The organism is Actinopolymorpha alba DSM 45243 (assembly GCF_000373925.1).
GTDB lineage: Bacteria > Actinomycetota > Actinomycetes > Propionibacteriales > Actinopolymorphaceae > Actinopolymorpha > Actinopolymorpha alba.
Genome location: NZ_KB892753.1, coordinates 18,263 through 42,959, shown reverse-complemented (window position 1 = coordinate 42,959; position 24,697 = coordinate 18,263). Strand labels below are relative to the sequence as shown.

Genomic DNA, 24,697 nt, shown 5'->3' with positions numbered 1-24,697 from the left:
TGTTCTGCCATGTGGACCATGGCGCGGTATGCCTTCAGTCTTTCTCGCGGCAGTACGACGCTGACGGTGCTCGCGTGTGCGGCGTCAGCGGGATTCGCGGTCCTGCTCACCTATCTCACGGGTCAGGTCGTGGGGGCGATACCCGCCGTTGTCGCCAATGAGGTTGGCGCCATGCCGGCGGCGCGGTTCTCGTTTCTCATCGCCGCGCTCATTGGTGTGTTCGTTCTCCAATCGATGCTGCCGGTGGTCACGGATGTGGCGGTCCGCAACCTCGTCAACCTCGTTGACCGTGACGTCCCGCTGCGCGTGGGCAGGGCGCTGCTGCATCCCCGGCGGATCGCGGCCGCGGAGGATCCCGTTGTCCGGGACGAGATGGAACGCGCGCAGGGGAAAGGCGACTTCGCACCACAGGCTGGGATCTGGGGGCTCTCGATGCTCCTCCCCGTCAGGCTCACGCTCATTGGTTCCGCCGCCCTGGTCGGCGCGGTGTTCTCCTGGTGGGTGGCGCTCGCTCTGGTGGCGTCGACCGTCCTGGTGGAGTGGTATTTCACCGGTCTTCTGGCGAAGGAGAACGCCGAGCGGACCCGGCGTATCGAGGGACAGCGGAAGGCCACGTACGTCTTCAACCTCGGCATGCTCACGGCGACCAAGGAGTTGCGGGTGTTCGGGTTGGCCGACTGGCTGGGCAGGCGGTATCTCGACGAGGTGACGGCCGCGCTGGCGCCGGTTTGGCGTACCCGCCGCGGCCATGCCCTGCGCAGTGGTGTCGTGTATGCGGGACACGTGGTCATGCTGGTCGCGGCCGTGGTGCTCGCGGGTCGCGCGGCTGTGGATGGTCGGCTGCCGTTGGCTGACGCCGCCGCTGCTATTCCCGCGATCCTTCGGGTCGGCGTCTCCCACGGTGCTCAGGGGGTCTCGACGCTCCGGCGGGGACGTGCGGCGTACGACAGGCTCGTGGGCTTACCCGCTCTCATCGCCGCCCGCCACCCGGAGCCCGAGCCGCCGTCGGCTGCCAGTCGAGAGAGAGCGGGTGGTCGAGAAGGACCGGGTGGTCAGGACAACGAGATCGGGGCGATGCCAACGGCGAGCATCAGGTTCGAGGGGGTGAGCTTCCGTTATCCCGGACAGGATCGCGATGTCTTGCACGACCTCGATCTCGAGATCGTCGCGGGGGAGTCAGTGGCGCTGGTGGGCGTCAACGGCGCCGGAAAGTCCACGCTCGTCAAGCTGCTCGCGGGTTGTTACCAACCCACGAGTGGGCGGATCACCGTCGACGGTGTGGATCTCGCCTCCTTGGACCCCGCGGCACTGGGCGCGTGGCAACGCCGGATCGCGGCGATCGTCCAGGATTTCGTTCACTTTCCATTGTCTGCCGCTGAGAATGTCAGCCTCGGCGCCGTCGAGCGTCGAGACGACAGGGAGGCGCTTGAGGTGGTCGCGCGCCGAGCGGCCATCACGGAGGTGGTGCAGGGCCTCGGCGATGGCTGGGACACCTTGTTGGACAAGAGTTTCGACGGTGGTGCCGAGCTGTCGGGTGGCCAGTGGCAACGGATCGCGTTGGCCCGCGCGTTGTTCGCCGTGCAGGCCGGCGCTGGTGTCCTGGTGTTGGACGAGCCGGCAGCCGCGCTCGACGTGCGTGCCGAGGCCGAATTGGTGGATCGCTATCTCGAGCTGACGGGTGGGGTCACCTCGCTGATCATCTCGCACCGCTTCTCGGTGGTCCGCGACGCGGATCGGATCTGTGTGCTGGAAGCCGGTCGCATTGTCGAACAGGGCAACCACGACCAGCTCCTTCGCCTGGGTGGGCGGTACGCCACGATGTTCCGGCTCCAGGCCGACCGGTATCTCACGGCGAGCGGTGATGTCGATGCGTAACAGCTTGCTGGCCCTGCGCCTGTGCCTGTCGACGGCGTTCAAGGCGGCGCCGCTCCTCGCGGTTGTCGACACTCTGGTCGTCGTTCTGACCGCCGCAGCCGCACCGCTTCAGGCGTACGGCGTGAAACTGCTGGTCGACGGTCTCACCGGCGTGGGAAGCGGTACGTCCGTCACCGGCGTGGTGATTGTCGCCGTTGCCCTGGCGGTTTCCTTTGCCGGACTTGCTGTCAACAACGCCTTGACGCCAACGCTCAGCGACCGTGTGGATGCGCGCCTCCATGCGGATCTGCTCGCCCTCACGACCAAGATCCCCGGAATCGCGCACCATGAGCGATCGGACCTGGCCGACAAGATCGCGCTGGTCCAGCAGCAGTCCCGGGAGATGACGTGGAGCGCGGGACACGTGATGTACGCCGTCACCGCCCTCACGAATGTGAGCACGGTGGGCGTCCTTCTGTGGTCGGTGCATCCAGGGCTGCTGGTGCTGCCGTTGTTGGCGCTGCTCCGGGTGTGGGCGCGTGTTGTCAACGTCCGGATGTTCTTCGCCGTTGTCGAACGCACGACACCGCAGTTCCGTCTCGCCGACCGGTTGCTGAGCGTCGTCGAGGCGCCTGCCCATGCCATGGAGCTCCGGGTCTTCGGGTTGGGTACGTTCCTGCTTGATCGGATCGGGGACCTGTTCGGACAGCGGTTCCGCGAACAACGCCGGGTGGTACGGAATGGCGCGGCGATCGAGGCGCTGATCCGGCTCGGCTTCGGGCTCGCCTACGGCGCGGCGATCGGATGGGTTGTCTATCTGGCGCGCGGCGGTCAGGTGACCGCCGGCGACGTGGCGCTCGTCGTCCTCCTCGCGCCTCAGGTCGACCAGGCGGCTGGCCGTGTCGCGGCCAGTGTCCACAACCTGGTCCAGATGGCGAAGCTGTTCGGCAACTACGTCTGGCTCCGGACGTACGCGCGTACTCATGGCTGGCGAGACGGCACGGAGCCGGCACCGACCGCGATCAGGTCCGCCATCGAGTTCCGGAACGTCGCCTTTCTCTATCCAGGCACTGATCGACCGGCGCTCCAGGACGTCAACCTGGCCTTGCCCGCCGGATCGACCGTGGCACTGGTGGGCGAGAATGGCGCGGGCAAGTCGACGCTGGTCAAGCTCCTGGCGAGGCTCTACGACCCCGACGAGGGGCAAGTCCTTGTTGACGGTCGCGATCTGCGCTCGATGGACCCGTCCGCATGGCGGTCACGGGTGGCCGCGGGGTTCCAGGACTTCGTGCGCTTCGCGTTCACAGCCCGCGAGACCGTCGGGGTCGGCGACGTGGACCGGATCAAAGATCGTGCCGCGGTCGCGAAGGCGCTCGAACGCGGTGACGCCACGGCCGTGGTCGAGCGGTTGCCGTCCGGCCTGGACACCCAGCTGGGCAGGGATTTCAGCGAGGGGCACGAGCTGTCGGGCGGCCAGTGGCAGCGGCTGGCCCTGGCGCGCGCCTTCATGCGCGACGAGCCGTTGCTCCTGTTGCTCGACGAGCCGACCGCGGCCTTGGATCCGGAGGCGGAGCACGCGTTGTTCGAGCGGTTCACGGCTGCGTCGAAGGCAGCCGCGCACCGGTCCGGTGGAGTGACCGTGCTGGTGTCACATCGGTTCTCGACCGTACGCATGGCCGACCTGATTGTCGTACTCCATGACGGGCAGGTCGAAGAGATGGGCTCCCATGAGGAGTTGCTCGCCCGAGCTGGTAGATATGCGCATCTGTTCGAACTCCAGGCCCGTGCCTACCGCTGAGTGGGGCGTTCGTCGCGTAACAAGGGACGGAGGTCCCACGCCGGACATGATCGCAGGACGGGACGCTGGGGAATATGAGCGAGACGCCGAACCCAACCCAACCGGGTAAGGGCCGATGGTGGCGGCCCACCCGGAAAGATCGGGGAACCGGACGGCTCGCTGCCCTCCTCGCCGCGGTCGCGTTGAGCGCGGGTATGGCGGGCGGCCTCGTGGGCGGGGCGCTGGGGGCTAGCCAGGCAGGGGATGCGGACGCGCCGAACGTCGACGGCTCTGTGCCCACGGAAGCGGTGACGCGTACGCCGATCGCGCGCGTGGTGTCTGACGTCTCGCCGAGCGTGGTGGAAGTGGACGTCAGATCCGCTGACGGGCAGGAGACCGGCTCCGGCATCATCCTCACCTCGGACGGCCTGATCCTCACCAACAACCACGTCATAGCGCGGACGCGGTACGGCGGGCAGGCCGCGGTTCGCTTCAGCAGCGGGCGTTCCGCCAATGTGAAGATTGTCGAGACCGACGCCGCGAGAGACCTTGCACTGCTACGGGCCCAAGGCGTGGGCGGGCTCACTCCCGCCAAACTCGGCGACTCCTCGAAGGCGCGGGTGGGCATGTCGGTCGTCGCGATTGGTTCGCCCGAAGGGCTTCAGGAAACCGTCACGGCAGGTATCGTGAGCGCGCTCGACCGGCGGGTGCGGGTGGTTGGCAGTCCGGGCCTGACCTCAGTTGGTGAGACCGTGACCTACCGGGCGATCCAAACCGATGCGCCGCTTAATCCAGGCAATTCCGGTGGACCGCTCTTCAATCTCGCCGGCGAAGTGATCGGCGTGAATTCGGCGATCTATTCGCCGTCCGCTTCAGGTGACAGGTCCGCGTACGCCGGCCTCGGCTTCGCCATCCCGATCAACCAGGCGAAGCATGTCATCGCGCGATTCGACTCTCCGGCCTCGCCGATTCGTTGACCCGGTTTCGCGCGGGGTGCGGCGCTGGCTGATTGTTGGGGCGGGGTCGATCGGGCGACAGCCCTCACCGGACTGCTCGCAGGCTCGCCTTGACGTCTCGGTGAGTGATGTCGCCCGATCGTCTCCGCGTCAGCGGGCTGGGCTGGCGGGCTCGTGCTTGTTGAACCTTGAGTAGATGCCCAGTTTGCACGCAGAACTGGGCATCTACTCAAGGTTCGAAGCAGGGCCTATTCAGTTCCGCCCAGGATTTGAGGCACGGGCCTGGTTTCTCAGCATCCGATACGGTCAGGTGTACGCCATTCGAGACGGCCACGACCTCACGCGGCATCTCCCCACCAAGCAAGCTCAATTCACCTTGCATAGTGACGATTTGGCGTGCGAAGTCCCAGCCGTCTCACATGGCGTACACCCTGCCCGCCCGGATGCTGAGACCTGGGCATTTGGATCGTGGGTATTCGAGGATCATGAAAGATTTTGGTCAAATAGCGACGAGAATCCTTCATGATCATGACGCCTGCGTTTGACAACCAGCAAACTTCGGACAAGTCGGTGATGCGGGCGGGCGATGCTGCTGCAGGCTCTACGTTCGCGGCGGACATACCTCGGCCAGTAGAGCTACCGCCTCGGCGATCCGGCGTTCGGGGAGGCGGGCGTAGCCCAGGATCAGTGCCGGCGGCGGGTTGTCCGCGGCGAGCCAGGTGGACCGGCCACCCTCGACGGCGACTCCGCGTTCGCGTGCGGCGGACACCACGGCGTCCTCGGAGAGATCGGCCAGGTCGACGTACACATGCAAGCCAGCCGAGACACCGCGGATCGGCGCCCATGGCAGGCGGGTGGTGAGTTCGCCGACGAGTGCGTCCCGGCGGGCGCGGTAGGTACGCCGCATCGTCCGCACATGCCGATCGAAATAGCCCTCGGAGAGCATCGCGGCCAGTGTGTGTTGTTCGAGCACCGGGCTGCCGAGATCGCTCACGGCGCGGTACGCACCCAACTCCGCGGCAACCTCCGCCGGCGCGACCGCCCAGCCGATCCGGAAGCCGGGCGCCAGCGACTTGCTGACGGAGCCGAGGAGTACGACGTGGTCGGGGGCGAGCCCCTGTAGGCAGCCGACGGGTTCCCGGTCGTACCTGAACTCCGCGTCGTAGTCATCTTCGATGATCAGCGCGTCCCGCTCCCGGGCCCAGGCGACCAGGGCAGCGCGGCGGCGGGGCGAGAGGACCACGCCGGTGGGGTACTGATGGGCGGGTGTGACGAGGGCCGCGTGCGCCCGGGTTCGGTTGAGGTACTCGACGTCCAGGCCCTCGTCGTCCACGGGTACGCCGATGGGTTCGATGCCGGCAGCCCGCAGGACCTGATGCTCACCCGGTGACGACGGGTCCTCGATCGCCACGACCGGCAACTCGTGCCGTCGGCGGAGCAGGCTGGCCAGCGCGGCGATCCCCTGGGCGACTCCACTGAGGACCACCACCTGCGTCGCTTCAGCCTGGGCAGCCCGCACCCGGCGTAGGTACGCCGCGAGGCCGGCCCGCAATGCGGGAACGCCGGCGGGATCGGGGTAGCCGAGGGCGTCGGCCGGGAGGTCGTTGAGCACCCGGCGTACCAGGCTCGCCCAGCGCTGGCGCGGGAACGCGGCGAGATCGGGCGTGCCTGGCCGCAGGTCGTAACGCGGCACCTCGCGGCCGTACGGCCGGAACAGGTCTGGTCGGGTGGACGGCCGTGCGTTGGAGGCCCGCTGGAGCGTGGGCCGCGAATGCGGAGCGGGCGCCGATTGCGGGACCGGCACCGGTGGCAAAACGGGTGCCGGTGGCGAAGCGGGCACCGCGCCCGGTGAGGCGACCCGCGTGCAGTCGCCCTGCCGCGCGACGAGGAAGCCCTCCGCGATCAGTTGGTCGTACGCCTCCACCACCACGCCCCGGGAGACGCCCAGGTCGCGAGCGAGTGTGCGGGTGGCCGGGAGGCGTAGGCCCGGTGCCAGCCGGCCAGACCGGATGGCCGCGCGTAACTCACTCGCCAACTGGGTCGCGAGGTGGCCGCGGCGGCGGTCGAGTACCAGGAGCAGGTCGGTCACAGGATCCTCGTACGTCTCTAAACCCCGCGACGGCTGGCGCGACGCCGGCACGATGCCATGCCGGCCGCGGATCGCCGCAGGCCGATGTGGGCAGGCCAGGTGTGGGCCCCGCCCAGCAGGAAATGGTCCTCAATAGCTGGTCCGGATTGGCCCTCAACCTTGAACCAATCGACCCCTAGCGTGCAAGCCATGCGCTCAGTTCCAGTCCGAGGGGTACTCGGAGCCGCGACCGGCATGCTGCTCGTCGGGAGCATGACTGCGGTCGGCGTACTCATCACGGACTATCCGGTCTATGGCGGTCAGGCCGCGCGCTATGCGCTCGCCGCCGCCATCCTGTTCCTGTTCGTCCGGGTACGCCGGCTCCCGCGGATCCGGCTCACGGCGCGTGAGCTCATCCTTCTCGGAGCTCTGGCGGCGGTCGGCCTGGTGACGTTCAACGTCGTCCAACTCGCGGCCCTCAGGCATGCCGCACCCGCCGTCGTCGGCACGATCCTCGCCACCGTGCCGGTCGTGCTCGCGGTGGTCGCCCCACTGGCCGCCCGGCGCCGGCCCGAACCCCGGGTGGTCCTCGCGGCCGGCGTCGTGGTGTGCGGTGCGGCGGTCACGACGGGGCTGGGTACGACGGACAGGCTCGGCGTCGCGTACTCGCTGGCGACCCTGGCCTGCGAGGCGGGCTTCTCCCTGCTCGCCGTACCGCTGCTGGCCCGGCTGGGTCCGCTGCGTACATCCGCGTACGCCACCGCCGCGGCCGTGCCGATGCTCACAGTGGTCGGGCTGCTGGCCGACGGGTGGGGGTTCCTCCGCGCCCCGAGCGGCACCGAGCTGGGAGCGCTGGCGTACATCGCGATTGTCGTGACGGTGGTGGCGTTCCTGTGTTGGTACGACGCGCTGCCCCGGCTCGGCGCGGACCGGGCCGGGTTGTTCGCGGGGATGGTGCCGGTAGGGGCGATCGGGACGGCGGCGCTGGTGGGGACGGGCCGCCCGTCGTACGCCGACCTGGTCGGCGCGGCCCTCGTGATCGCCGGACTCGGGTGGGGCCTGCGGGCGGCGGCGGGCCGGGCCGGTGGACGAACGGGGGACCGGGCCGGCCCGGTGGATCGGACCGGCCCGGCCAGTGGGAGTACCGGTCAGGACGCGGCGTGGGACGTCGCGTCGGCCGAGGACCGCCGGCGCCCGAACAGCAGCGCGTCCACGCCGATCCGGCCCGAGCCGAACGCCGCCAGGAGCAACCCGGTCAGCGCGATGACGAGCACGAGTTCGAAGCCGCCCTCGTTGACGAACACGCCGTTCCCGGAGTGAACGAAGAGGAAGGCTCCGGCCATGTTGAGCGCGACGAGGATGCCCGCGATCGGGACGGCGAAGCCGATGATGAGCGCGGCGCCGCCAATCAGCTCGACGAACGTCGCGAAGTAGGCGCTGAGGGTCGGCAGTGGGATGCCCATCTTCGAGAAGCCCCCTGCGGTCGCGGACAGCCCCTGGTCGGAGAACTTCTGCCAGCCGTGGGTGACCAGCACGATGCCGAGCCCGATGCGAGCGAGGAGAAGCGCGAGGTCGCGGACGAGAGTCGTGGACATGGAGGTTGGTCCTTCCGTGGTCGAGGCTCGGCGGGTTCGGTGGAGCCGGCCGGGTCGGGCACGCGGAACGGATCGTGAGATACCGGGTCCCGGTTCAGACACGTAGCTGGTGGCGGTGTGGTTCAGTCGCTCAGCCGGTGGTGGTCGAGCTGGCGCCCAGGGTGGTGGCGCCGTACCGCGCCTGCTCCCTCGCGAGGTCGAGTGGCCGGATTCCCTTGCGGCCGGCGAGGGTGGCCTCGTCGAGCAGGTCCAGCGGCACGAACCACGCCACCTCGAACTCGATGCCGTCGGGGTCCTGGCCGTACAAACTCTTGCTCGTACTGTGGTCGCTCGTGCCGACGAGGGCCCCGGCCTGGACGAGCCTGGCCTGGATCGCCTCGAGCTCCGCCAGGGTGTCGACCTCCCACGCGAGGTGGTAGAGCCCGACAGTGCCGCGCCCCGCTCGCGAGGGTCCTGCCGCCGAGCCGATCTCGAACAACCCGAGGTCGTGGTCGTTGCGCGAGCCGGCGGCCTGGAGGAACGCCGCGCCGGTGAACCCGTCAGGCGTCATGTCGAGGCGACGAAACCCGAGGACGGTGGTGTAGAACGCGACGCTGCGCTCCACGTCGCGGACATAGAGGACGGCGTGGTTGAGGCGGGTGATGGGCATGGAGACCCCGATCCGAGGGGAGTAGTTGAACGCTTGACTACCCAGCCACCCTAGCAGCCGTTTGTTGAGCTTTCAACAACGTCACGTATGGTGGTGGCATGCCCGAAACCAGATGGCTGGACGCCGACGAGCAGCGGACCTGGCGGGCCTTCCTGGCGGCGACGAGGCTGTTCTTCGAGCGCCTCGACCAGGAGTTGCAGGCGGACGCGGGCATGCCGCACGCCTATTACGAGGTGCTGGTACGCCTCTCCGAGCACCCCGACCGGGCGATGCGCATGAGCGAGCTCGCGGAGTGTCTCGGGTCGTCGCGCAGCCGGCTGTCCCACGCGGTGGCCCGGCTGGAGGAGCGCGGCTGGCTGCGGCGCCGGGCCACTCCCGCCGACCGGCGGGGGCAGCTCGCCGAGCTGACCGACCAGGGGTACGTTGCGCTGGTCGCGGCCGCGCCCGGTCATGTCAAAGGCGTACGAACTCACCTGTTCGACCAGCTGAGCCCAGGTCAGGTGGCGGAGCTTCGCCGGATCAGCGAGGCGGTCGTCGAGCACCTGACGCCCGACGGTGACCCCCGGCGGTCTGAGACGCGGCCTGAGTCGAGGGCTGGGTCGGGTGCCTGAGTCGAGGGCTGGGTCGGGTGCCTGAGCGCGTCCGGCCCGGGAGCGGCGTACCTCGGTGCTGGTGCGGGTCGGCGGAGCTCATAGGGTGCAGGCGTGGCCGCGACGTACAAACTCCTCATCTTCGACTGCGACGGCATCCTCGTCGACAGCGAACCCCTCGCGCTCCGGGTCGACGCCATGCTCTTCGCCGAACTCGGCTGGCCGTTGCCGGAGGACGAGATCGCCCGGCGGTTCGTGGGGCGTACCCACGACTACATGATCGGGGAGCTCGAGGCCCACATCGGCCGCGCGGTGCCACCGGAGGTTGACGCGAAGTTCGCTGAGCTCTACCGCGAGATCTTCGCCGCCGAGCTCGCCCCGGTCGACGGGGTCGTCGAGGCCCTGGACGCGATCAGCACCCTCACCTGCGTCGCCTCCAGCGGCGGGCACGACAAGATGCGCTTCACGTTGGGGCTGACCGGACTGTACGAGCGGTTCGAGGGACGCATCTTCAGCGCCAGCGAGGTCGCACACGGCAAGCCGGCGCCTGATCTCTTCCTGCACGCGGCGCGGACGCTCGGCGTCGACCCGGGCGAGTGCGCGGTCATCGAGGACAGCGAGTACGGCGTGGCGGCGGCGCGGGCCGCGGGTATGGCGGCGTTCGGCTATGCCGGCGGCGTCGTGCCGTCGGAGCGACTGGAGGGCCCGGGCACGGTGCTCTTCACCGACATGCGCGAGCTGCCCCGGTTGCTCGGCGAGGTCGGCTGATCGGGCGGGAGTTCGCCGCGCGATAGTCAGGCGGTCTCAGCGGGGCGGGCAACTCAGCGGGGGCGGGGAGCGGCCCACCGCCTTCGCCTCTCGACGATAGGGCGGACCGCTCCCCACTGTGCGGGCGCGGATTTCGTCCGCTCGGCATGGATGCGCCGTGCGCCGGCGATCGTCCCGCGCCCGTCCTTGCGGATCGGCTCAGCTCAACGCGCTACCCGCCTTCCACTCCTCCCAGGTGAGGTTCCAGTCGCCGTACCCGTTGGTGAGTTCCATGGGTCCGCCGGTGGGGCTCTTGACCTCGACCGGGTCGCCGACGTGGGACACCTTCCACAGCCAGGCGGAATTCTCGGTGTTCATACCGACACAGCCGTGGCTGACGTTGGCATTTCCCTGCGAGCCCGTCGACCAGGACGCCGTATGGAGGAACTCACCGCTCAGAGTGACCCGGAGCGCCCACTTGGAATAGAGCCGGTAGCTTTCCGCAGCGCCGATCATTTCGTTGGTGAAGAGTTTGTTCTCCTCCTTGTCGAGGATGACTTTGATGCCGTTCCGGGTGTCCCAGCCAGGCTTGCCACCGGTCACCGGAATGGTGCGAGCGAGGCGGCCGTCGATGTACGTCTTCGCCTCGTGGGTGGTGAGGTCGACCTTGGTGACCACCGAGTTGGTGATGGAGAAGGTACGCCGCAGGTTCGTCGTACCCCAGGTGTCCGCGCTGGCGCTGACGTTCCGCAGGTTGGCTGTCAACGTCACCTTGCTCTGCGCCGGCCAGTACGTCCTGGGCCGGTAGTGAACCTCTTTCGGATTGAGCCAGTGCCAGGCGCCCTCGATGGGCTTGGTGGTCGTCACCTGGAGGACGCGTTCGACGGCGGCGCGGTCCTTCACCGGCTCGTTGAACTTCACGGCGATCGGCATCGCGACGCCGACGCTGTCGCCTTCCGACGGCGTGATGTCGGCGGCGAGCACCTTCGGGGCCCTGACCGTGCTGAAGGTCTGTGTCCTGGTCACCCGCTCGCCGGCGGCGTTCGTGGCTTCGGCATCCACCCGATACACCGAATCCGGGAACAGTAGCCGGCTGGCCTTCCATTCGGACCGGGCGGCATTCAGCGTCCCCTTGACCGACCTTCCGGGGCCGCCGATCACCTGAACCTTTGTGAGGGTGCCACCGTTGGCGGAAACCCTGACGGGGGACGTCAGAAGCACCTCTACCGAATTGTCGGCTGGCGTGATAATAATCCGCGGCGACTGCCTGGTGACGCCGTTTTCCACGTTCCCATTCCGGGGCGACTCTTTCGGGGATCCCGATTCGCAGCCGGCCACCAATGCGGCGGCCAGCATGACCACAAGAAACCCGATAAGTCGCGCCGACGGCCCTGGGCGCCTCCGTCGATTCATCTCGACCCCCTGTGTCGGCGGCCTACGACAGGCTTGCGCAACCCTTCAGGAAGGCGTCGTTGCGACCGAAGGGTTCCGGCTTTCTCGAAGAGGAATGCCGGGCTGTGCCACAGAAAGATTACCGAACCGACTTGCGACACGACGCCTAGTGAAGGTTTTGGTGGTGCGATCAGTAGGTGTCTGAGAAGAACACGTACGGCTGTGCGTCATTATGCGGACGGTCCGATTCGGGCGGGTTCAAGGTGGGGTTGTCCGGTTCTCCAGTGCCCTTTGTGAGGCTGTCTGGGAAACCGGGTAGTGGTCGTCCGGTTTGAACGAATCCCGTCTGGTCCTTGGGGTCAGGGTAGGTTCACCGCTTTCCTGCGGAGCGGGACGCCGGGACATTTTGGAATGGGCTCTTTCGGGCTCCACAACGGCGGCTGGCGAGTCCGCATGGGCCGAAATGGCAGACCCGAATACAGACCCCCGCCCTGGATCGACATCAGCCAACGCCTCATCCGCACCTGAACCGTTGCGGCTATTGACGCTGAATGCCCGCGCAGACGAGGTGCGTTGATGGGCTGGCTCGGATCATCGTGGAGACTGCGAGGTGCTATAGGCCCCCTTTGTTTCCACGATGATCCGAGGCTGGCTCCGGGAAGCCCCTTCCGAGGAGGAACATGAGCGAGGATGCCATTTCCGCAGGTGAGCAGGAAGGACCGCACGCTCTGGTGGCCGAGGTCAACAGTCGCGCCGGCTGCGACCTCGCGATGGTGGGCGTTGCCGACCACGGCGAATCCGGTGGTGCGGTCTATGTGCGCTGGCCTGAGGGCCGGGACGGCGTCGTGACTCGTTCACCGGGCCCGCTCGAGCAGGCACACCGGACGGCCGAGGTCCTGGCAATGGCCCGCTCGCGTGGTCTGCCGGTTCCACGTCACGATCTGATCGTCGAACTCAGCGACGGCACCGTGGCGAACGTTCAGGAACGCCTGCCAGGAAAGCCGGCACGTCGTGTCGATGTCTCGGTGATCGACGCGATGCTCGCGATGAACGAACGGTTCGCCGGCCTGCTCGTTGACCGCCACGACGTACCCGTGCCGCCGATGTACCTCCGCCGGAGCGGACCAGTCTTTCCGAGGCACGAGACGCTGAAGGGGTACGACGACCGCACTCGTCGCCTGCTCAAGCTGATCCGCGACGTCGGCCGCTCCGAGCAACCCGAGATGGTCGGTGACGATCTCGTCCACACCGACTACACCGTCCCGAACGTCCTCTTCGACGACGCAGGCCAGATCACCGGCGTGATCGACTGGAACTTCGGGGTGGCCCGCGGCGATCGGAGGTTCGCCCTCGTCAAGCTGCGGTTCGACCTCACCTGGGCGGCCGCCTCACCGGGCGGGGACCGAGTCAAGCAGGAGGCCATCGACCGGGTCGACGAGGCCCTCGACGCCAGCCTCGAGCCGTCCGTGCTCCGGATGTACTGGGCCCACTGGACCTTGTACCAACTCCACTGGGCGATTCTCGGCCATACCCGCGAGGTCATCGACCTGCACATCCGGCTGGGCGAGATCCGCCTCGGCTGACGTCGCCGAACGCTGCGGCAGAGGTGGCGCCTTGGGTCGGGGGCGCCCGTGGCCGATAGAGCCGTACAAGAGTGCCCCCGACGCAGGTCAGCGCAGGCGGGTGCGCGATGCCGAACGCGCCGAACGCGGAGAACGCGGCGGGGCGGTGGACGCGCGCAGGACCAGTCGCGGTGCTGGCGTCGTCACCAACGCTTGCTGGGCCGGCTTGCCATCGATCAGGTCGACCAGGATGCGAACCGCCTCGCGGCCCATCTCGTCGAGGGGCAGGCGTACGACACTGAGCGGCGGGTCGACATGATCGGCCAGCCAGGTGTCGTGGTAGCCGATCACGGACAGGTCGTCCGGCACACTGAGTCCCGCGTCGCGGGCGGCCGCGAGCGCCCCAACGGCGGCGAGCACGCTGCCGACGAAGACCGCGGTCGGCCGGCGCGGGTGGGCGAGGAGTTCGGTGAGTCCGCGGTAGCCGGCTTCGGGCACCGCGCCGCCGTACCCGAGCAGGTCGTGGCGGACCGGAAGGCCCGCCTCCTTGAGCGCGTCCTCCCAGCCGGCCTGGCGGTCGCGGGAGCGGGAGTTGCGGCCGCGGACGCGGAGATGACCGATATCGGTATGGCCGAGGTCGACGAGGTGCCGGGTCGCGAGCGCCGCGGCGGTCCGGTCGTCGACGGCGACGCCCGAGGTGGGTGGGCGGACACGTTCGTTCAGGAAGACCATCGGGATCCGCGCGGGCGCGATCCGCTCGACCACCCGACCCGCCGCGGCGCCATCGCGTTGCAGGAGTAGCCCGTCGACCGCGCCGCCCCGCACGACCCGGCGGAACGTCGTGGTGTCGGAGGCCAGGTCGTCGAGGTCGGTGAGCATGAGGACGTAGCCATGCTGCGTGGCAGCCGGACGCGCGCCTGCCAGGATCGCCGCGTAAACGGGGTTGTGCATGTCAGGAACGGCGAGTCCGAGGGTGCCGACCTGCGACCGCCGCAGAGCCCGCGCGGCGTGGTTGGGTGCGTAGTCGAGCGCATCAACCGCCGCGAGCACGCGGGCGCGGGTGTCGTCGCGGACCCGCAGCGTGGGATCGCCGTTGAGCACACGGGAGACGATCGACGCTGAGACGCCGGCCTCCCGGGCCACGTCGGTGATGCTGGCCATCGAACCTCGATTCTCGCGTACCACTCAAGCTGGTTCACGCACACACCAGCACCCTTGACACGGCAGCCGTGCGGGACTAGAAGATAAACGATTTTCTTAGAGAAACGTTTCACCGGCCTGGCGGACATCCCAGCGAACGCTGACGAAGGAGCCCTTCTTTCATGCGCAGACTCGACGGCAAGGTCGGCATCGTGACCGGCGGCGCCAAGGGAATCGGCCGGGCATGCGCCCTGCGACTGGGCGCCGAAGGCGCGGCCGTCGGCATCGCCGACGTCGACGAGGCGGGTGCGGGGGAGGTGGCGCGGCAGATCGCTGACGCGGGCGGTCAGGCGGTGGCGGTGCGCACGGACGTCAGCCGCGCCGGCGAGGTCGACGAACTCGTGGCCACCGTCGTCGAGCGGTACGACCGCCTCGACCTGCTGGTCAACATCGCCGGCATCGCGGTCGGGGGCACGGTCACCGACATTTCCGAGGACGACTGGGACCGGGTCTTCGCGATCAACCTCAAGGGGATCTGGTACGCGATGAAGGCAGCGATCCCGCACCTGCGCGCGGCCGGCGGCGGCGCGATCGTCAACGCCTCCAGCGCGCAGGCGTTCCGCGGGTTCCCCGGATGGGCGGCGTACGCGGCGACGAAGGGCGCGATCGTCTCGCTCACGCAGCAGGCGGCCGTGGAGTACGCCCCTGACCGGATCCGGGTCAACTCCATCGCGCCCGGCACCATCATGACCCCACTGAACGAAGCGATCTTCCGCACCGCGCCCGACCCGCAGGCGCTCATCGAGAGCTGGAACGCCATGCACGCTCTCGGACGGTTCGGCGAGCCCGAGGAGGTGGCCGCGGCGGTGGCGTTCCTGGCGTCCGACGACGCGTCGTTCATCACTGGTACGTGCCTGCCGGTCGACGGCGGGCTCACCATCCTTGGCTCGCGGGCGGCGGCGTGGTGAGAAGGGGGGTCAGCATCATGACCAAGCTGCCCGCTCGAATGGCGGCGGCCAGTGCGGCGGTCGTTCTCGCCGCCGCCGGAATCGCGAGCTGCGGCTCCGACACGAAAGCCACCGGCAATGGCGGTGACGACGGAGCGAAGCGCTACAAGATCAGCCTGATCGTCGGTCTCAAGGGGGACGATTTCTATGGCTCCCTCGCCTGTGGCGCCAGGCAGGCCGCCGACAAGCTGGGCGCCGAGGTCGACGTCCAGGGGCCCAACAGGTGGGATCCGTCCGAGCAGATCCCGGTCCTCAACTCCGTGATCGCGTCCCGGCCCGATGCCATCCTCATCGCCCCGGTCGACGACACCGCGCTGCAGACGCCGCTCGAACAGGCCGCCGCACAGGGCATCAAGGTGGTCCTGGTCGACACGAACGTCAAGGATCCGGCGTTCGCCGCCGCGCGGGTGACGTCCAACGACGAACTCGCCGGTGAGAAGGCCGCCGAGGAGGTCATCCGGCTCACCGGCGGCAAGGGTTCGGTGGTCACCGTCAACACCCAACCCGGAGTGTCGACGGTCGAGGCGCGGGTCAGGGGATTCGAGAAACGCCTGAAGCAGGAGTCCGCCATCGAGTACGTCGGCGAGAAGTTCGCCGGTGATGACGCGGCGAAGGCGAGTTCGGTGGTCACGTCGACCCTCGCGGCCCATCCTGATCTGGCGGCGGTCTTCGCGACCAACACCCTGACCGGCCAGGGTGCGGCGACCGGCATCAAGAACGCCCACAAGAGTGGCGCGATCAAGCTGGTCGGCTTCGACGCGAATCCGAGTGGCGTGCAGGCGATCGAGGACGGCGCCGCCCAGGGCCAGGTGGTGCTCCAACCGCTCGACATCGGCTTTCAGGGCGTCACGCAGGCGGTGAACGCGCTGTCTGACAAGCAGGTCGAGAAGGTCACGCTCACCGGGTCGTTGGTGGCGACGAAGGAGAACCTGCGTACGCCGGAGGTCCAGAAGTACCTCTACCAGGAGTCGTGCACCGGTGGGTAGCCCGAGCATCAGCCTGCGCGGCATCTGCTGGGACCACCCGCGCTGCACGCACCCGATGGCGGCTGCCGCGGCCGTGTGGCAGTCGGCGCGGCCCGACGTAGAGGTGGTGTGGGACGTCCGGGCGCTGTCGGCGTTCAACGACCAACCGCTGGAAACGATCAGCGGGCAGTACGACCTGCTGATCTTCGATCATCCGATGGTCGGCGCCGCCGCCCGCACGCGCTGCCTCGCGCCCCTTGACGAACTGCTGCCGGGCGAGGCGTTGGCCGCGGCCGCCGCCGGCACGGTGGGCCGGAGCCACCAGAGCTATGCGTACGCCGGACACCAGTGGGGGCTGGCTCTCGACGCCGCGTGCCAGGTGAGCGTCGTACGCGACGACCTCCTGGTGCGGCACGGCGTCCCGATGCCGAGCACGTGGGACGACGTGCTGCGGTTGGCGGGGGAGCGACCTGGCCTGGTCGCGATGCCGCTCGACCCGGCCGACGCGATCTGCTGCCTGCTCACCATGTCCGCCAGCCTGGGCACGCCACTCCAGGCGCTCGACGGGGGGTTCAGCGGCGAGGCGGTCGAACTGCTCTATGAGCTCGCGCGCGTGGTCGATCCTTCGTCGTACGACCTCAACCCGCCGGCCCTGCTCGACCGGATGAGGGCCGGCGACGAGATCGGGTACGTGCCGCTCAGCTTCGGCTACACCACCTACTCCCGCCCGACTCTGGAGGGAGGGGCCTGGCTGCGGTTCGCCGACATCCCGGTCGCGGTGCCGGGCGGCGAGCCGCACGGCTCGATCCTGGGCGGTGCGGGTATCGCGGTGTCCGCGAGCAGCGTCCACCGTGCGGAGGCCGCGGAGTTCGCCTGCTGGGTGGCGAGTCCGGCCGCGCAGCGCTACGTCGGACTCGCTCACGACGGGCAGCCGGCGGCCAGCGCCACCTGGTCGGATCCCGCGGCGGACGCGGTCGTGGGTGGGTTCTTCTCGGGTACGCGGGCGACGATGGACGCCGCCTGGACCCGGCCGAGGGACCCGTGGTGGCGGGCGTTCCAGGAGGCCGCGGGCCGGCAGCTCGCCGCGGGTCTCCAGGAGGGCCGCCGGCCGGGCGAGATCCTGCGCGGGCTCGACCACCTGCTCGACCAACACCGACCGGCCGGAAGGACGTGACATGCCCGCTGCTCTCGACGGCATCAGGGTGCTCGACTTCACCCAGATGATGCTCGGGCCGTACGCCACCCAACTCCTCGGCGACCTCGGCGCCGACGTCATCAAAATCGAGCGACCCGACAGCGGGGAGTGGGAACGCGGCCTCGCCATGATGGGCGAGCTGGTGGCCGGCGACAGTGCGGCGTTCCTTGCGATGAACCGCAACAAGCGGTCGGTGGCGCTCGACCTCAAGGACCCGGCGGCCCGCGAGGCGCTGCTGGCGCTCGCCGCCACCTGCGACGTGGTGGTCGAGAACTTCCGGCCCGGCGTCATGGACCGGCTCGGCCTCGGCTACGACCAGATTCGCGCGGTCAGACCCGACGTCATCTACTGCTCGGGCTCGGGGTGGGGGCAGCAGGGACGGTTCGCGGAGGAGAACCGCCCCGGCCAGGACCTGCTCATCCAGGCGATGTCCGGCCTCGCGGCGAACACGGGACCGGGCAGCGGGCCGCCGACCTTCGCGGGTACGTCGGTGGTCGACGCCATGACCGCGCTCACGCTGGCGACCGGCATCCTCGGCGCGCTGGTCGCCCGCGAACGCCAGGGGATCGGCCAATGGGTCCAGGTGGATCTGTACTCCACCGCGATCGCGGTGCAGTGCCAGGAGATCTCGGCGATGGTCAACCAGAAGCAGACCTTCGACCGGTCGCGCGCGGGTATCGCGTCCCCCTGGTTGTCGGCGCCGTGCGGCATCTACCAGACCGCGGACGGCTGGCTCGCCGTCGCGATGGCTCCGCTGGCCGATATCGCCCGGCTGGTCGACGACCCGGCGCTCGCCGAGCTCGACCCGTGGATCGACCGCGACGAGGCGAAGGACCGGCTCGACGCGATCACCCCGAGCCGGACGACCAAGGAATGGCTGGATCTCCTGATGCCCGCCGGTATCTGGGCGGCGCGGGTACGCAGCCTGGCCGAGGCCGTGGACGAGCTCCGCGACGAGGGTTCCCCGTTGCTCTGCCAGGTCGAGCATCCGCGGGCCGGGACGCTTGAGCTGGTCGGCTGCCCGGTGACGTACACGGGAACGCCCTGGTCGGTACGCCGTCCGCCGCCGCTTGTCGGCGAGCATACGGAGGAGGTGCTCGCCGAGGTGCTCACGCCGGAGCAGCTCGCGCGGGTCGTTTCCGGGAGGAGGGAGTCATGACCGAGGTGAGTGAGTCGACCGAGCAGCTGAGTGGGCGAAAAGAGCAGCCCCATGAGCATCTGGTCGAGGAGCGCGACGGCGCCGTCGCCGTCCTCCGGATCGACCGTGAACACGCCCTCGGTGCGCTGTCCCGCGGCATGGTGGAGGCGCTGGTCGCTTATCTCGACGGGCTCGCCCACGACGACAGCGTGCGGGTGCTGGTGGTCACCGGCACCGGTCGGGGATTCATTGCGGGGGCCGACATTCGTGAGTACGACGGCGTGTCCCAGGCGGCGTTCGACGACTACCAGCGGCTCGGGCGGGCGGCGTTCGGACGGCTCGCGAGCCTCCCACAGCCGACGATCGCGGCGGTCAACGGCTACGCCTTCGGCGGCGGCTTCGAGGTGGCGCTCGCCTGCGACCTGATCCTCGCCTCGACGGCGGCCCGGTTCGCGTTGCCCGAGGTCAAGCTGGGCCTGCTGCCGGGTGGTGGGGGTACGCAGCGGCTGGCCCGGGCGATCGGCGTACGCGCGACGAAGGAGCTGGTCATGACGGGCCGGAGCATGCGTCCGGACGAGGCGGAGCGGCGTGGGCTCGTGGCCCGAGTGGTGGAGCCGGACGAGCTGATGCCGGCCGCGCGGGAGCTCGCCCGGACGCTGGCCGCCCGCGCCCCGCGGGCCGTCCGCGAGGCCAAGCGCCTGATCGACGACGGTGTGGAGGCCTCCCTGGAGACCGGCTGGACGCTCGAGCAGGGGGTGCTGTCCAGCCTCTACGCGACCGCCGACGCCCGCGAGGGAATCCGGGCCTTCATCGAGAAGCGCGACCCGGCCTTCACGGGGGACTGAGGAGACCCGAGGACTGAGGAGACCCAGCCGTCCACGACGACCGAGAGAGGACGGAACCGCCATGACGACACCGCTCCTGGAAGCCAGGGCGCTGGTGAAGACGTACGGCCACGTCCAGGCGCTGCGCGGCGCCAACTTCACGGCGTACGCCGGTGAGGTCGTCGCCCTCATCGGCGACAACGGCGCCGGCAAGAGCACGCTGGTCAGCTGCCTGTCGGGTACGTCGCAGGCCGATGCCGGTGAGGTGTGGTTCGAGGGTCGTCAAGTCCGGCTTGACAGTCCCGCGCACGCCCAACGGCTGGGGATCGAGGTGGTCTACCAGGACCTCGCGCTCGCCGCCGACCTCGATCCCGCGGCCAACCTCTTCCTCGGCCGTGAGCTCATGCGGCCCGGGGTGCTCGGATGGTTCGGCGTCCTCGATCGCCGGCGTATGCGGGAGGAGGCCACCGCGGCGTTCGGTGAGCTGGGCATCGAGCTGCCCGACGCCGGTACCCGCGTCAGCTCGCTCTCCGGCGGCCAGCGACAGAGTGTCGCGGTCGCGCGGTCGGTCGCGTGGGCCTCCAAGGTCATCTTCATGGACGAGCCGACCGCGGCCCTCGGCGTCGTCCAGCGCGAGCGGGTCCTCGACGTGATGCGGCGGGTCCGGGACCGGGGCATCGCTGTGGTGCTCATCAGCCACAACATGCCTGAGGTGCTTGCCGTCGCCGACCGGGTGGAGGTGCTGCGGCTGGGCCAGCGGGTCGCTCGGTTCGACATCGCTGGCGTCTCGCTGGACGACCTCGTCGGGGCAATGACAGGCGCGTTGGACGTGACGGACGGTGCCGCATGAGTGGTACGTCGAAGGCGCTCCCGGCGCGCCCGCCGGCAACGCTGGCGTCCCGGCTCGCGACCACCAACGTGCTCTGGATCTTCGTGGTGCTCGTCGCGCTGGTGCTGTTCTTCACCGCGGTCCAGCCCAACTTCGCCAACCCACTCAACATCCGCAGTATCGCCGCCGACAACGCCGCCCTGCTGGTGCTGGCGGTGGGCATGACGTTCGTCATCGTCTCGGCCGGCATCGACCTCTCGATCGGGTCGGTCCTGATCTTCTCCGGTGTGGTGGCGGCCAAGGTGATGCTCGCGGTCGGAGGCGATCCACGGGACCCGTCGGCTGGCGCCGCCGACGCCGGCTGGGGGGTCATCGGCCTCGGCATCCTCGCCGGTCTGCTGGCCGGCCTGGCCTGGGGTGTCATCAACGGACTGCTGGTGGCCAAGGCGCGGGTCCCTCCGCTGATCGCGACGCTCGGCACCCTCGGCATGGCGCTCGGCGCGTCGTACCTCCTGACCGGCGGAACCGACGTACGCGGCATCCCGCGCCAGCTGGCCGGCACCCTGGGCTTCGGCCTCGTGCTCAACTCCGTGCCCTGGCTGGTCGTGATCGCCGCCGGGGTCGCGGTGGTGCTGGGTCTGGTTTTGGCGTACACGAGGTTCGGCAGGTACACCTACGCGATCGGCTCCAACCCCGAAGCCGCCCGGCGGGTCGGCATCCGGGTCGACCGCCACCTCATCAAGGTGTACGCCCTGATGGGGTTGCTGTCCGGGCTTGCCGGCGTGATGTCGCTCGCGCACTTCAGCACCACCACGATCTCCGGGCACAGTGCCGACAACCTCGCCGCGATCGCGGCGGTCGTGCTCGGTGGCACCAGCCTGTTCGGTGGCAGCGGCCGGGTCACCGGCACCGTCATCGGCGTTCTCATCCCGGCCGTGTTGCAGAGCGGCTTCGTCACCATCGGCGTCAACCCGTACTGGCAGAACGTCGCCGTCGGCGCGGTCCTCGTCGCGGCTGTCTACCTCGACCAGGTACGCCGGCGCGCCCGGGAACGCGCGTAGGGCGTACCACCGCACTCCACGGGCCCCACAGTGGGAAGGGAGAACTCGGCATGGTGAACCCCTTGAGCAGAAGGACGTTCCTCACCGCGACCAGTGCCACCCTCGTCGCCGGCGGCGCGTCGGCGACCGGCGCGGGACGTACGAAGGCAGGTCAGATGGGTCAGGCGTCGCAGGCACTCGCGAGTGGTTCGGAGAATGCCTTCGCCCGGGACTACTACCGCCTGCTGCTCCAGCACACCCGGTGGACCGAGACCGTGTGGGACGGCGCGGCCGGCCACTACCAGGCGCGCGACTTCAACTTCACCGTCGTCCTCGGCCACGCGGTCCTGTTGAACTTCGGTACGTACGACGCCGAGGTCGCCGGCATCTCCCGCGACCTTCTCGAGCAGCGCACCCTCGCGACGATCCGGCACTTCGCGGCGAGCAACAAGTGGGCGGGCGGCAGCGAGTGGGGCGCTCGGATCTACTGGGACAGCACCTTCGAAGCGTACTTCATCGCCGCCACGCGCCTCCTCTGGGACCGGCTCGACAGCGCGACGCGGGCGAACGTCGAGACCATCGCGCGTGGGTCCGCCGGCCACATCGTCGGTCCCGGCCGGGACGAGAACACCACCCTCGCCGGCGGCTTCCGGGGCGACTCCAAGGTCGAGGAGATGGGTGCGAAGTCGATGCCGCTCGCGGCGGCGTACGCCCTGCTGCCCGACGATCCGGCCGCCGGCACCTGGTGGGAGTGGCTGGACCTGTGGTCGCTCAACATGGGCGGGCTGCCACCGGCGGACCAGGCCAACCCCGCCCTGATCGCCGGGCGTCCGGTGTCGGCGTGGCTGCGGTCGCAGAACATCTTCGACACGTTCGCGATCGAGAACCACGGCACCTACGCCCCGATGTACCAAGCGTCCATGGGCGCCTACCCGGGACGGAACGCCGTGCAGTTCCTGGTCGCGGGTCAGCCGGTGCCCGAGAGCCAGCTGCGGCTTCCGAACGCCGACGAGCTGTGGGCGACGCTCGCCCACCTCGGCACCGATGCCGGGCTGTCGGCGCACCCGATGATCGCCGATCGCTACCACCTCTACGGGCGGGACGTCCTGCCGCTGACGTACCGCACGACAGTGGTGGGCGACCGCTACGCCGCCGGGGCGGAGCGGCTGCTCGCCGACCGGCTCGGGCCTTACGTCGCCTACCCGCCGGTGAACCTGCTGACGAAGTTCAGTGGCGAGCCGAAGTACGAGCCCGAGGCGCGGGCGGAGCTGGCGATGGCGTACCTCCTGCACTACTGGCGGGACCGGCTGGCCGGCGACGTCGACCCGGTGAGCGCCGAGGAGCTCTTCGCGCGGATCTCTGGGGCCACCGACTACGGGGCCGAGGTGGGACTCGTCGGGCACCAGACCGCTGCCGGGCTTGCGATGGCGGTGAGTAAACCGGGGTACGTGAAGTTCGCGTTCGTACCCGAGCATGACGACTGGCTGCTCGATCCGGCTGGCGGGAGTCCGGCGTTCATCCCCAGCGTGAGCACGTCGGTGACGGGCCGGACGGCGCGGGTCTACCGGTTGGCGCGGGATGGGTTCGACGGGTCGGCCACGCTGCTCGCGACCAGCACGGGCTTTGCCGGCTTCACCACCCTTCCCGACGGCTCGGTGGTGTACGCCACCTCGGGGCTGGCCGAGGGCGACGGCGTCCTGCGGCTCTTCAACCTCACCATGCCAGGCGTGCGCGGGCTGGCCGGCGACCGGACGTTCCACGGACCCGACGGCTCGGCCACGCTCGCCGGAGGGAACGGCGACGGCGGCGTCGACGAGGTGCGGTTCGCGCCGGTGGAGGCGCGCCATGTGCGGTTCCTCGGCGCCGAGCGGGCCACGGCGTACGGCTACTCGATCTACGCGTTCGAGGTGTACGCCGGCACGGGACCCGACCTCGCGCTGGGCCGGCCGGCGACGGCATCGTCGTACGACGACGGCACGGTCACCGCCGGCGGGCCGTACCCGCCGGGCTTCGCGACCGACGACGATCCGCTGACCCGCTGGGCGGTCGACCGGACCCAACGCACCCGCGACGACTCCTGGCTGGACGTGGACCTCGGTTCGTCGGTGCCGATCGACCGGATCCGGGTGCGGTTCGAGGCGGCGTACGCCCGGGGCTATCGGCTGCAGGTCTCGAGCGACGGGGTGTCGTGGCGGGACGTGGCACGGATCCCGGACACGCGCTCCTTCGCCGGGCCCTGGCTGAACCTCGACGACCGGGTGGGTTTCGTCATCCGTGGCAGCCGCAATCCCGTGGAGGTGACGCCGACGTCGGTCGTCCTGTCCGCCGGTCCCGCGTCGGGCGCGCGGGGGATGGTGGTGGAGGGGTACCCAGCTACGACGGCGGAGGCGACGGCGCGGCTCGCGTCCGAACCAGCGCCCTCGGGTGGTCCCGACAGTCTGCGGGCGAGCCTGGCCGGCGGCTGCCTCAGTCTGTTCAACCTGTCCGCGGAGCCGATCACCGAGGCCGCACTGCGGATCCCGCGGCCTGCGGGGGAGGACGGTGTGGTGCTCTTCCGCGGTACGCAGCGCACGGACGCGGCCGGTACGGCGTACCTCGTGTCGCTCGCGGCTGCCGAGGCTCGGGTCGAGCCGCCGCGGTGCACGCTGGTGCCGAGCGAGTCTGGGGCCAGCGTTCCGGCGCTCTCGGTTGAGGTGCTCGACTCGCGGGACGTGCGGGTCACCAACACCGGCTCTGTGACGGCGCGGGTCCGGCTCACCTCGGCGGCCACCGGCAGGAGCACGCCCGTGGTGGTGCCGCCGGGCCAGACGACCAAGGCGCACCTGGACGGTCCGCTGACTCCGGTCGCCGACCTCGCGCTGACCTGCCGGACGTACCCCACCTCTCCCTTGCCGGCCGGCATGAGCGACCCCGACGCCGCGGTGGACGGGCGTACGGACACGGCTTGGCGACCCGGCCCGTCAGGGCGGATGGTGGTGGACCTCGGGGCCAGCAGGGCCCTGGGTGCCGCCGTGCTCCGCTGGACGTCCGGCCGGGTGTCAGCCGTACGCGTCGAAACGTCCGGTGACGGGCTGGACTGGACGGTCGCCGGGCAGCCGGACGAGGGGGAGCGTGCGCAGCGGGTCAAACTCGGGGGTACGACGGCGAGGTACGTCGCGGTCGGCGTACCCCGCTGGCGGCCCGGCGACGCCGACCTCACCGAACTCCGCGTCGAACCACCGCCGGCCTAGCGCGTGTCCCGTGAGATCCGGCTTTCCGGTGGACGCCAGCCCCCTGAATGATCACGTTTACGTGGTCATTAGGGGCTTCACATGGCATGGACGCCATGCAAGGCAGGTGCTAGCCATGTGAAGTACCCGTCAGGTGTAC

Annotated in this window: 19 protein-coding genes and 1 pseudogene; 15 read left to right on the top strand and 5 right to left on the bottom strand. The window is 69.5% G+C overall.

Features of this window, described 5'->3' with window-relative positions; translation table 11 throughout:
- Nucleotides 1-9 precede the first annotated feature (9 nt).
- From B141_RS40960 to B141_RS0116140, 3 genes are all read left to right on the top strand, one after another.
- A complete protein-coding gene (locus B141_RS40960; protein ID WP_020576214.1) occupies nt 10-1,875 on the top strand; it encodes an ABC transporter ATP-binding protein in 1,866 nt (621 codons plus the stop codon).
- Nucleotides 1,868-3,652 carry an ABC transporter ATP-binding protein gene (locus B141_RS0116145; RefSeq protein ID WP_026257273.1) on the top strand — a complete coding sequence of 595 codons (1,785 nt, stop codon included), beginning with the start codon at nt 1,868-1,870 and terminating at the stop codon, nt 3,650-3,652. Before B141_RS40960 ends, B141_RS0116145 begins: the two co-directional genes overlap by 8 nt.
- A gap of 74 nt (nt 3,653-3,726) precedes the next feature.
- Nucleotides 3,727-4,608 carry a S1C family serine protease gene (locus B141_RS0116140; protein ID WP_020576212.1) on the top strand — a complete coding sequence of 294 codons (882 nt, stop codon included), beginning with the start codon at nt 3,727-3,729 and terminating at the stop codon, nt 4,606-4,608.
- Nucleotides 4,609-5,188: 580 nt separating this feature from the next.
- Here the strand turns inward: B141_RS0116140 and pdxR are convergent.
- Entirely contained in the window at nt 5,189-6,676 is a 1,488-nt protein-coding gene (pdxR, locus tag B141_RS0116135; protein ID WP_020576211.1) for a MocR-like pyridoxine biosynthesis transcription factor PdxR, read from the bottom strand.
- A gap of 189 nt (nt 6,677-6,865) precedes the next feature.
- Here pdxR and B141_RS40955 point away from each other — a divergent pair, with 189 nt between their 5' ends.
- A complete protein-coding gene (locus B141_RS40955) occupies nt 6,866-7,975 on the top strand; it encodes a DMT family transporter (protein ID WP_420313593.1) in 1,110 nt (369 codons plus the stop codon).
- 56 nt (nt 7,976-8,031) lie between these two features.
- On the opposite strand, the pseudogene B141_RS52825 reads toward B141_RS40955, so the two are convergent.
- Together B141_RS52825 and B141_RS0116120 are read right to left on the bottom strand one after the other, a co-directional pair.
- Nucleotides 8,032-8,250 (bottom strand): annotated as a pseudogene (locus B141_RS52825) (DoxX family protein); the annotation flags it as partial.
- A 130-nt stretch (nt 8,251-8,380) separates the two neighbouring features.
- Entirely contained in the window at nt 8,381-8,899 is a 519-nt protein-coding gene (locus tag B141_RS0116120) for a VOC family protein (RefSeq protein WP_020576208.1), read from the bottom strand.
- A gap of 98 nt (nt 8,900-8,997) precedes the next feature.
- Between B141_RS0116120 and B141_RS0116115 the strand changes: the two genes are divergently transcribed.
- Nucleotides 8,998-9,510, top strand: a complete 513-nt coding sequence (locus B141_RS0116115) for a MarR family winged helix-turn-helix transcriptional regulator (RefSeq protein WP_020576207.1) — start codon at nt 8,998-9,000, stop codon at nt 9,508-9,510.
- Nucleotides 9,511-9,603: 93 nt separating this feature from the next.
- A complete protein-coding gene (locus tag B141_RS0116110) occupies nt 9,604-10,257 on the top strand; it encodes an HAD family hydrolase (RefSeq protein WP_020576206.1) in 654 nt (217 codons plus the stop codon).
- A gap of 198 nt (nt 10,258-10,455) precedes the next feature.
- Here B141_RS0116110 and B141_RS40950 read toward each other — a convergent pair whose 3' ends face one another.
- On the bottom strand, nt 10,456-11,457 hold the full coding sequence (locus tag B141_RS40950; protein ID WP_020576205.1) for a L,D-transpeptidase: 1,002 nt from the start codon (nt 11,455-11,457) through the stop codon (nt 10,456-10,458).
- 851 nt (nt 11,458-12,308) lie between these two features.
- On the opposite strand from B141_RS40950, the gene B141_RS40945 reads away from it, so the two are divergent.
- A complete protein-coding gene (locus B141_RS40945) occupies nt 12,309-13,211 on the top strand; it encodes an aminoglycoside phosphotransferase family protein (protein ID WP_020576204.1) in 903 nt (300 codons plus the stop codon).
- A gap of 87 nt (nt 13,212-13,298) precedes the next feature.
- On the opposite strand, the gene B141_RS40940 is transcribed toward B141_RS40945, so the two are convergent.
- Entirely contained in the window at nt 13,299-14,351 is a 1,053-nt protein-coding gene (locus B141_RS40940; protein WP_020576203.1) for a LacI family DNA-binding transcriptional regulator, read from the bottom strand.
- A 161-nt stretch (nt 14,352-14,512) separates the two neighbouring features.
- Between B141_RS40940 and B141_RS0116090 the strand changes: the two genes are divergently transcribed.
- The 8 genes from B141_RS0116090 (at nt 14,513) to B141_RS0116055 (ending at nt 24,558) form a co-directional block, all read left to right on the top strand.
- A complete protein-coding gene (locus B141_RS0116090; RefSeq protein ID WP_020576202.1) occupies nt 14,513-15,298 on the top strand; it encodes an SDR family NAD(P)-dependent oxidoreductase in 786 nt (261 codons plus the stop codon).
- Between the two features lie 17 nt (nt 15,299-15,315).
- Nucleotides 15,316-16,323, top strand: coding sequence for an ABC transporter substrate-binding protein (locus B141_RS0116085; RefSeq protein ID WP_020576201.1), 1,008 nt, complete (start codon nt 15,316-15,318; stop codon nt 16,321-16,323).
- Complete coding sequence (locus tag B141_RS40935) at nt 16,316-17,476, top strand: ABC transporter substrate-binding protein (protein WP_020576200.1); 1,161 nt, start codon at nt 16,316-16,318, stop codon at nt 17,474-17,476. Before B141_RS0116085 ends, B141_RS40935 begins: the two co-directional genes overlap by 8 nt.
- 1 nt (nt 17,477) lies before the next feature.
- Nucleotides 17,478-18,656, top strand: coding sequence for a CaiB/BaiF CoA transferase family protein (locus tag B141_RS0116075; RefSeq protein WP_020576199.1), 1,179 nt, complete (start codon nt 17,478-17,480; stop codon nt 18,654-18,656).
- On the top strand, nt 18,653-19,480 hold the full coding sequence (locus tag B141_RS0116070; RefSeq protein WP_020576198.1) for an enoyl-CoA hydratase/isomerase family protein: 828 nt from the start codon (nt 18,653-18,655) through the stop codon (nt 19,478-19,480). Before B141_RS0116075 ends, B141_RS0116070 begins: the two co-directional genes overlap by 4 nt.
- Before the next feature lie 61 nt (nt 19,481-19,541).
- On the top strand, nt 19,542-20,309 hold the full coding sequence (locus tag B141_RS0116065) for an ATP-binding cassette domain-containing protein (protein ID WP_020576197.1): 768 nt from the start codon (nt 19,542-19,544) through the stop codon (nt 20,307-20,309).
- On the top strand, nt 20,306-21,349 hold the full coding sequence (locus B141_RS0116060) for an ABC transporter permease (RefSeq protein ID WP_020576196.1): 1,044 nt from the start codon (nt 20,306-20,308) through the stop codon (nt 21,347-21,349). Before B141_RS0116065 ends, B141_RS0116060 begins: the two co-directional genes overlap by 4 nt.
- A 50-nt stretch (nt 21,350-21,399) precedes the next feature.
- A complete protein-coding gene (locus B141_RS0116055) occupies nt 21,400-24,558 on the top strand; it encodes a discoidin domain-containing protein (RefSeq protein WP_020576195.1) in 3,159 nt (1,052 codons plus the stop codon).
- Nucleotides 24,559-24,697 lie beyond the last annotated feature (139 nt).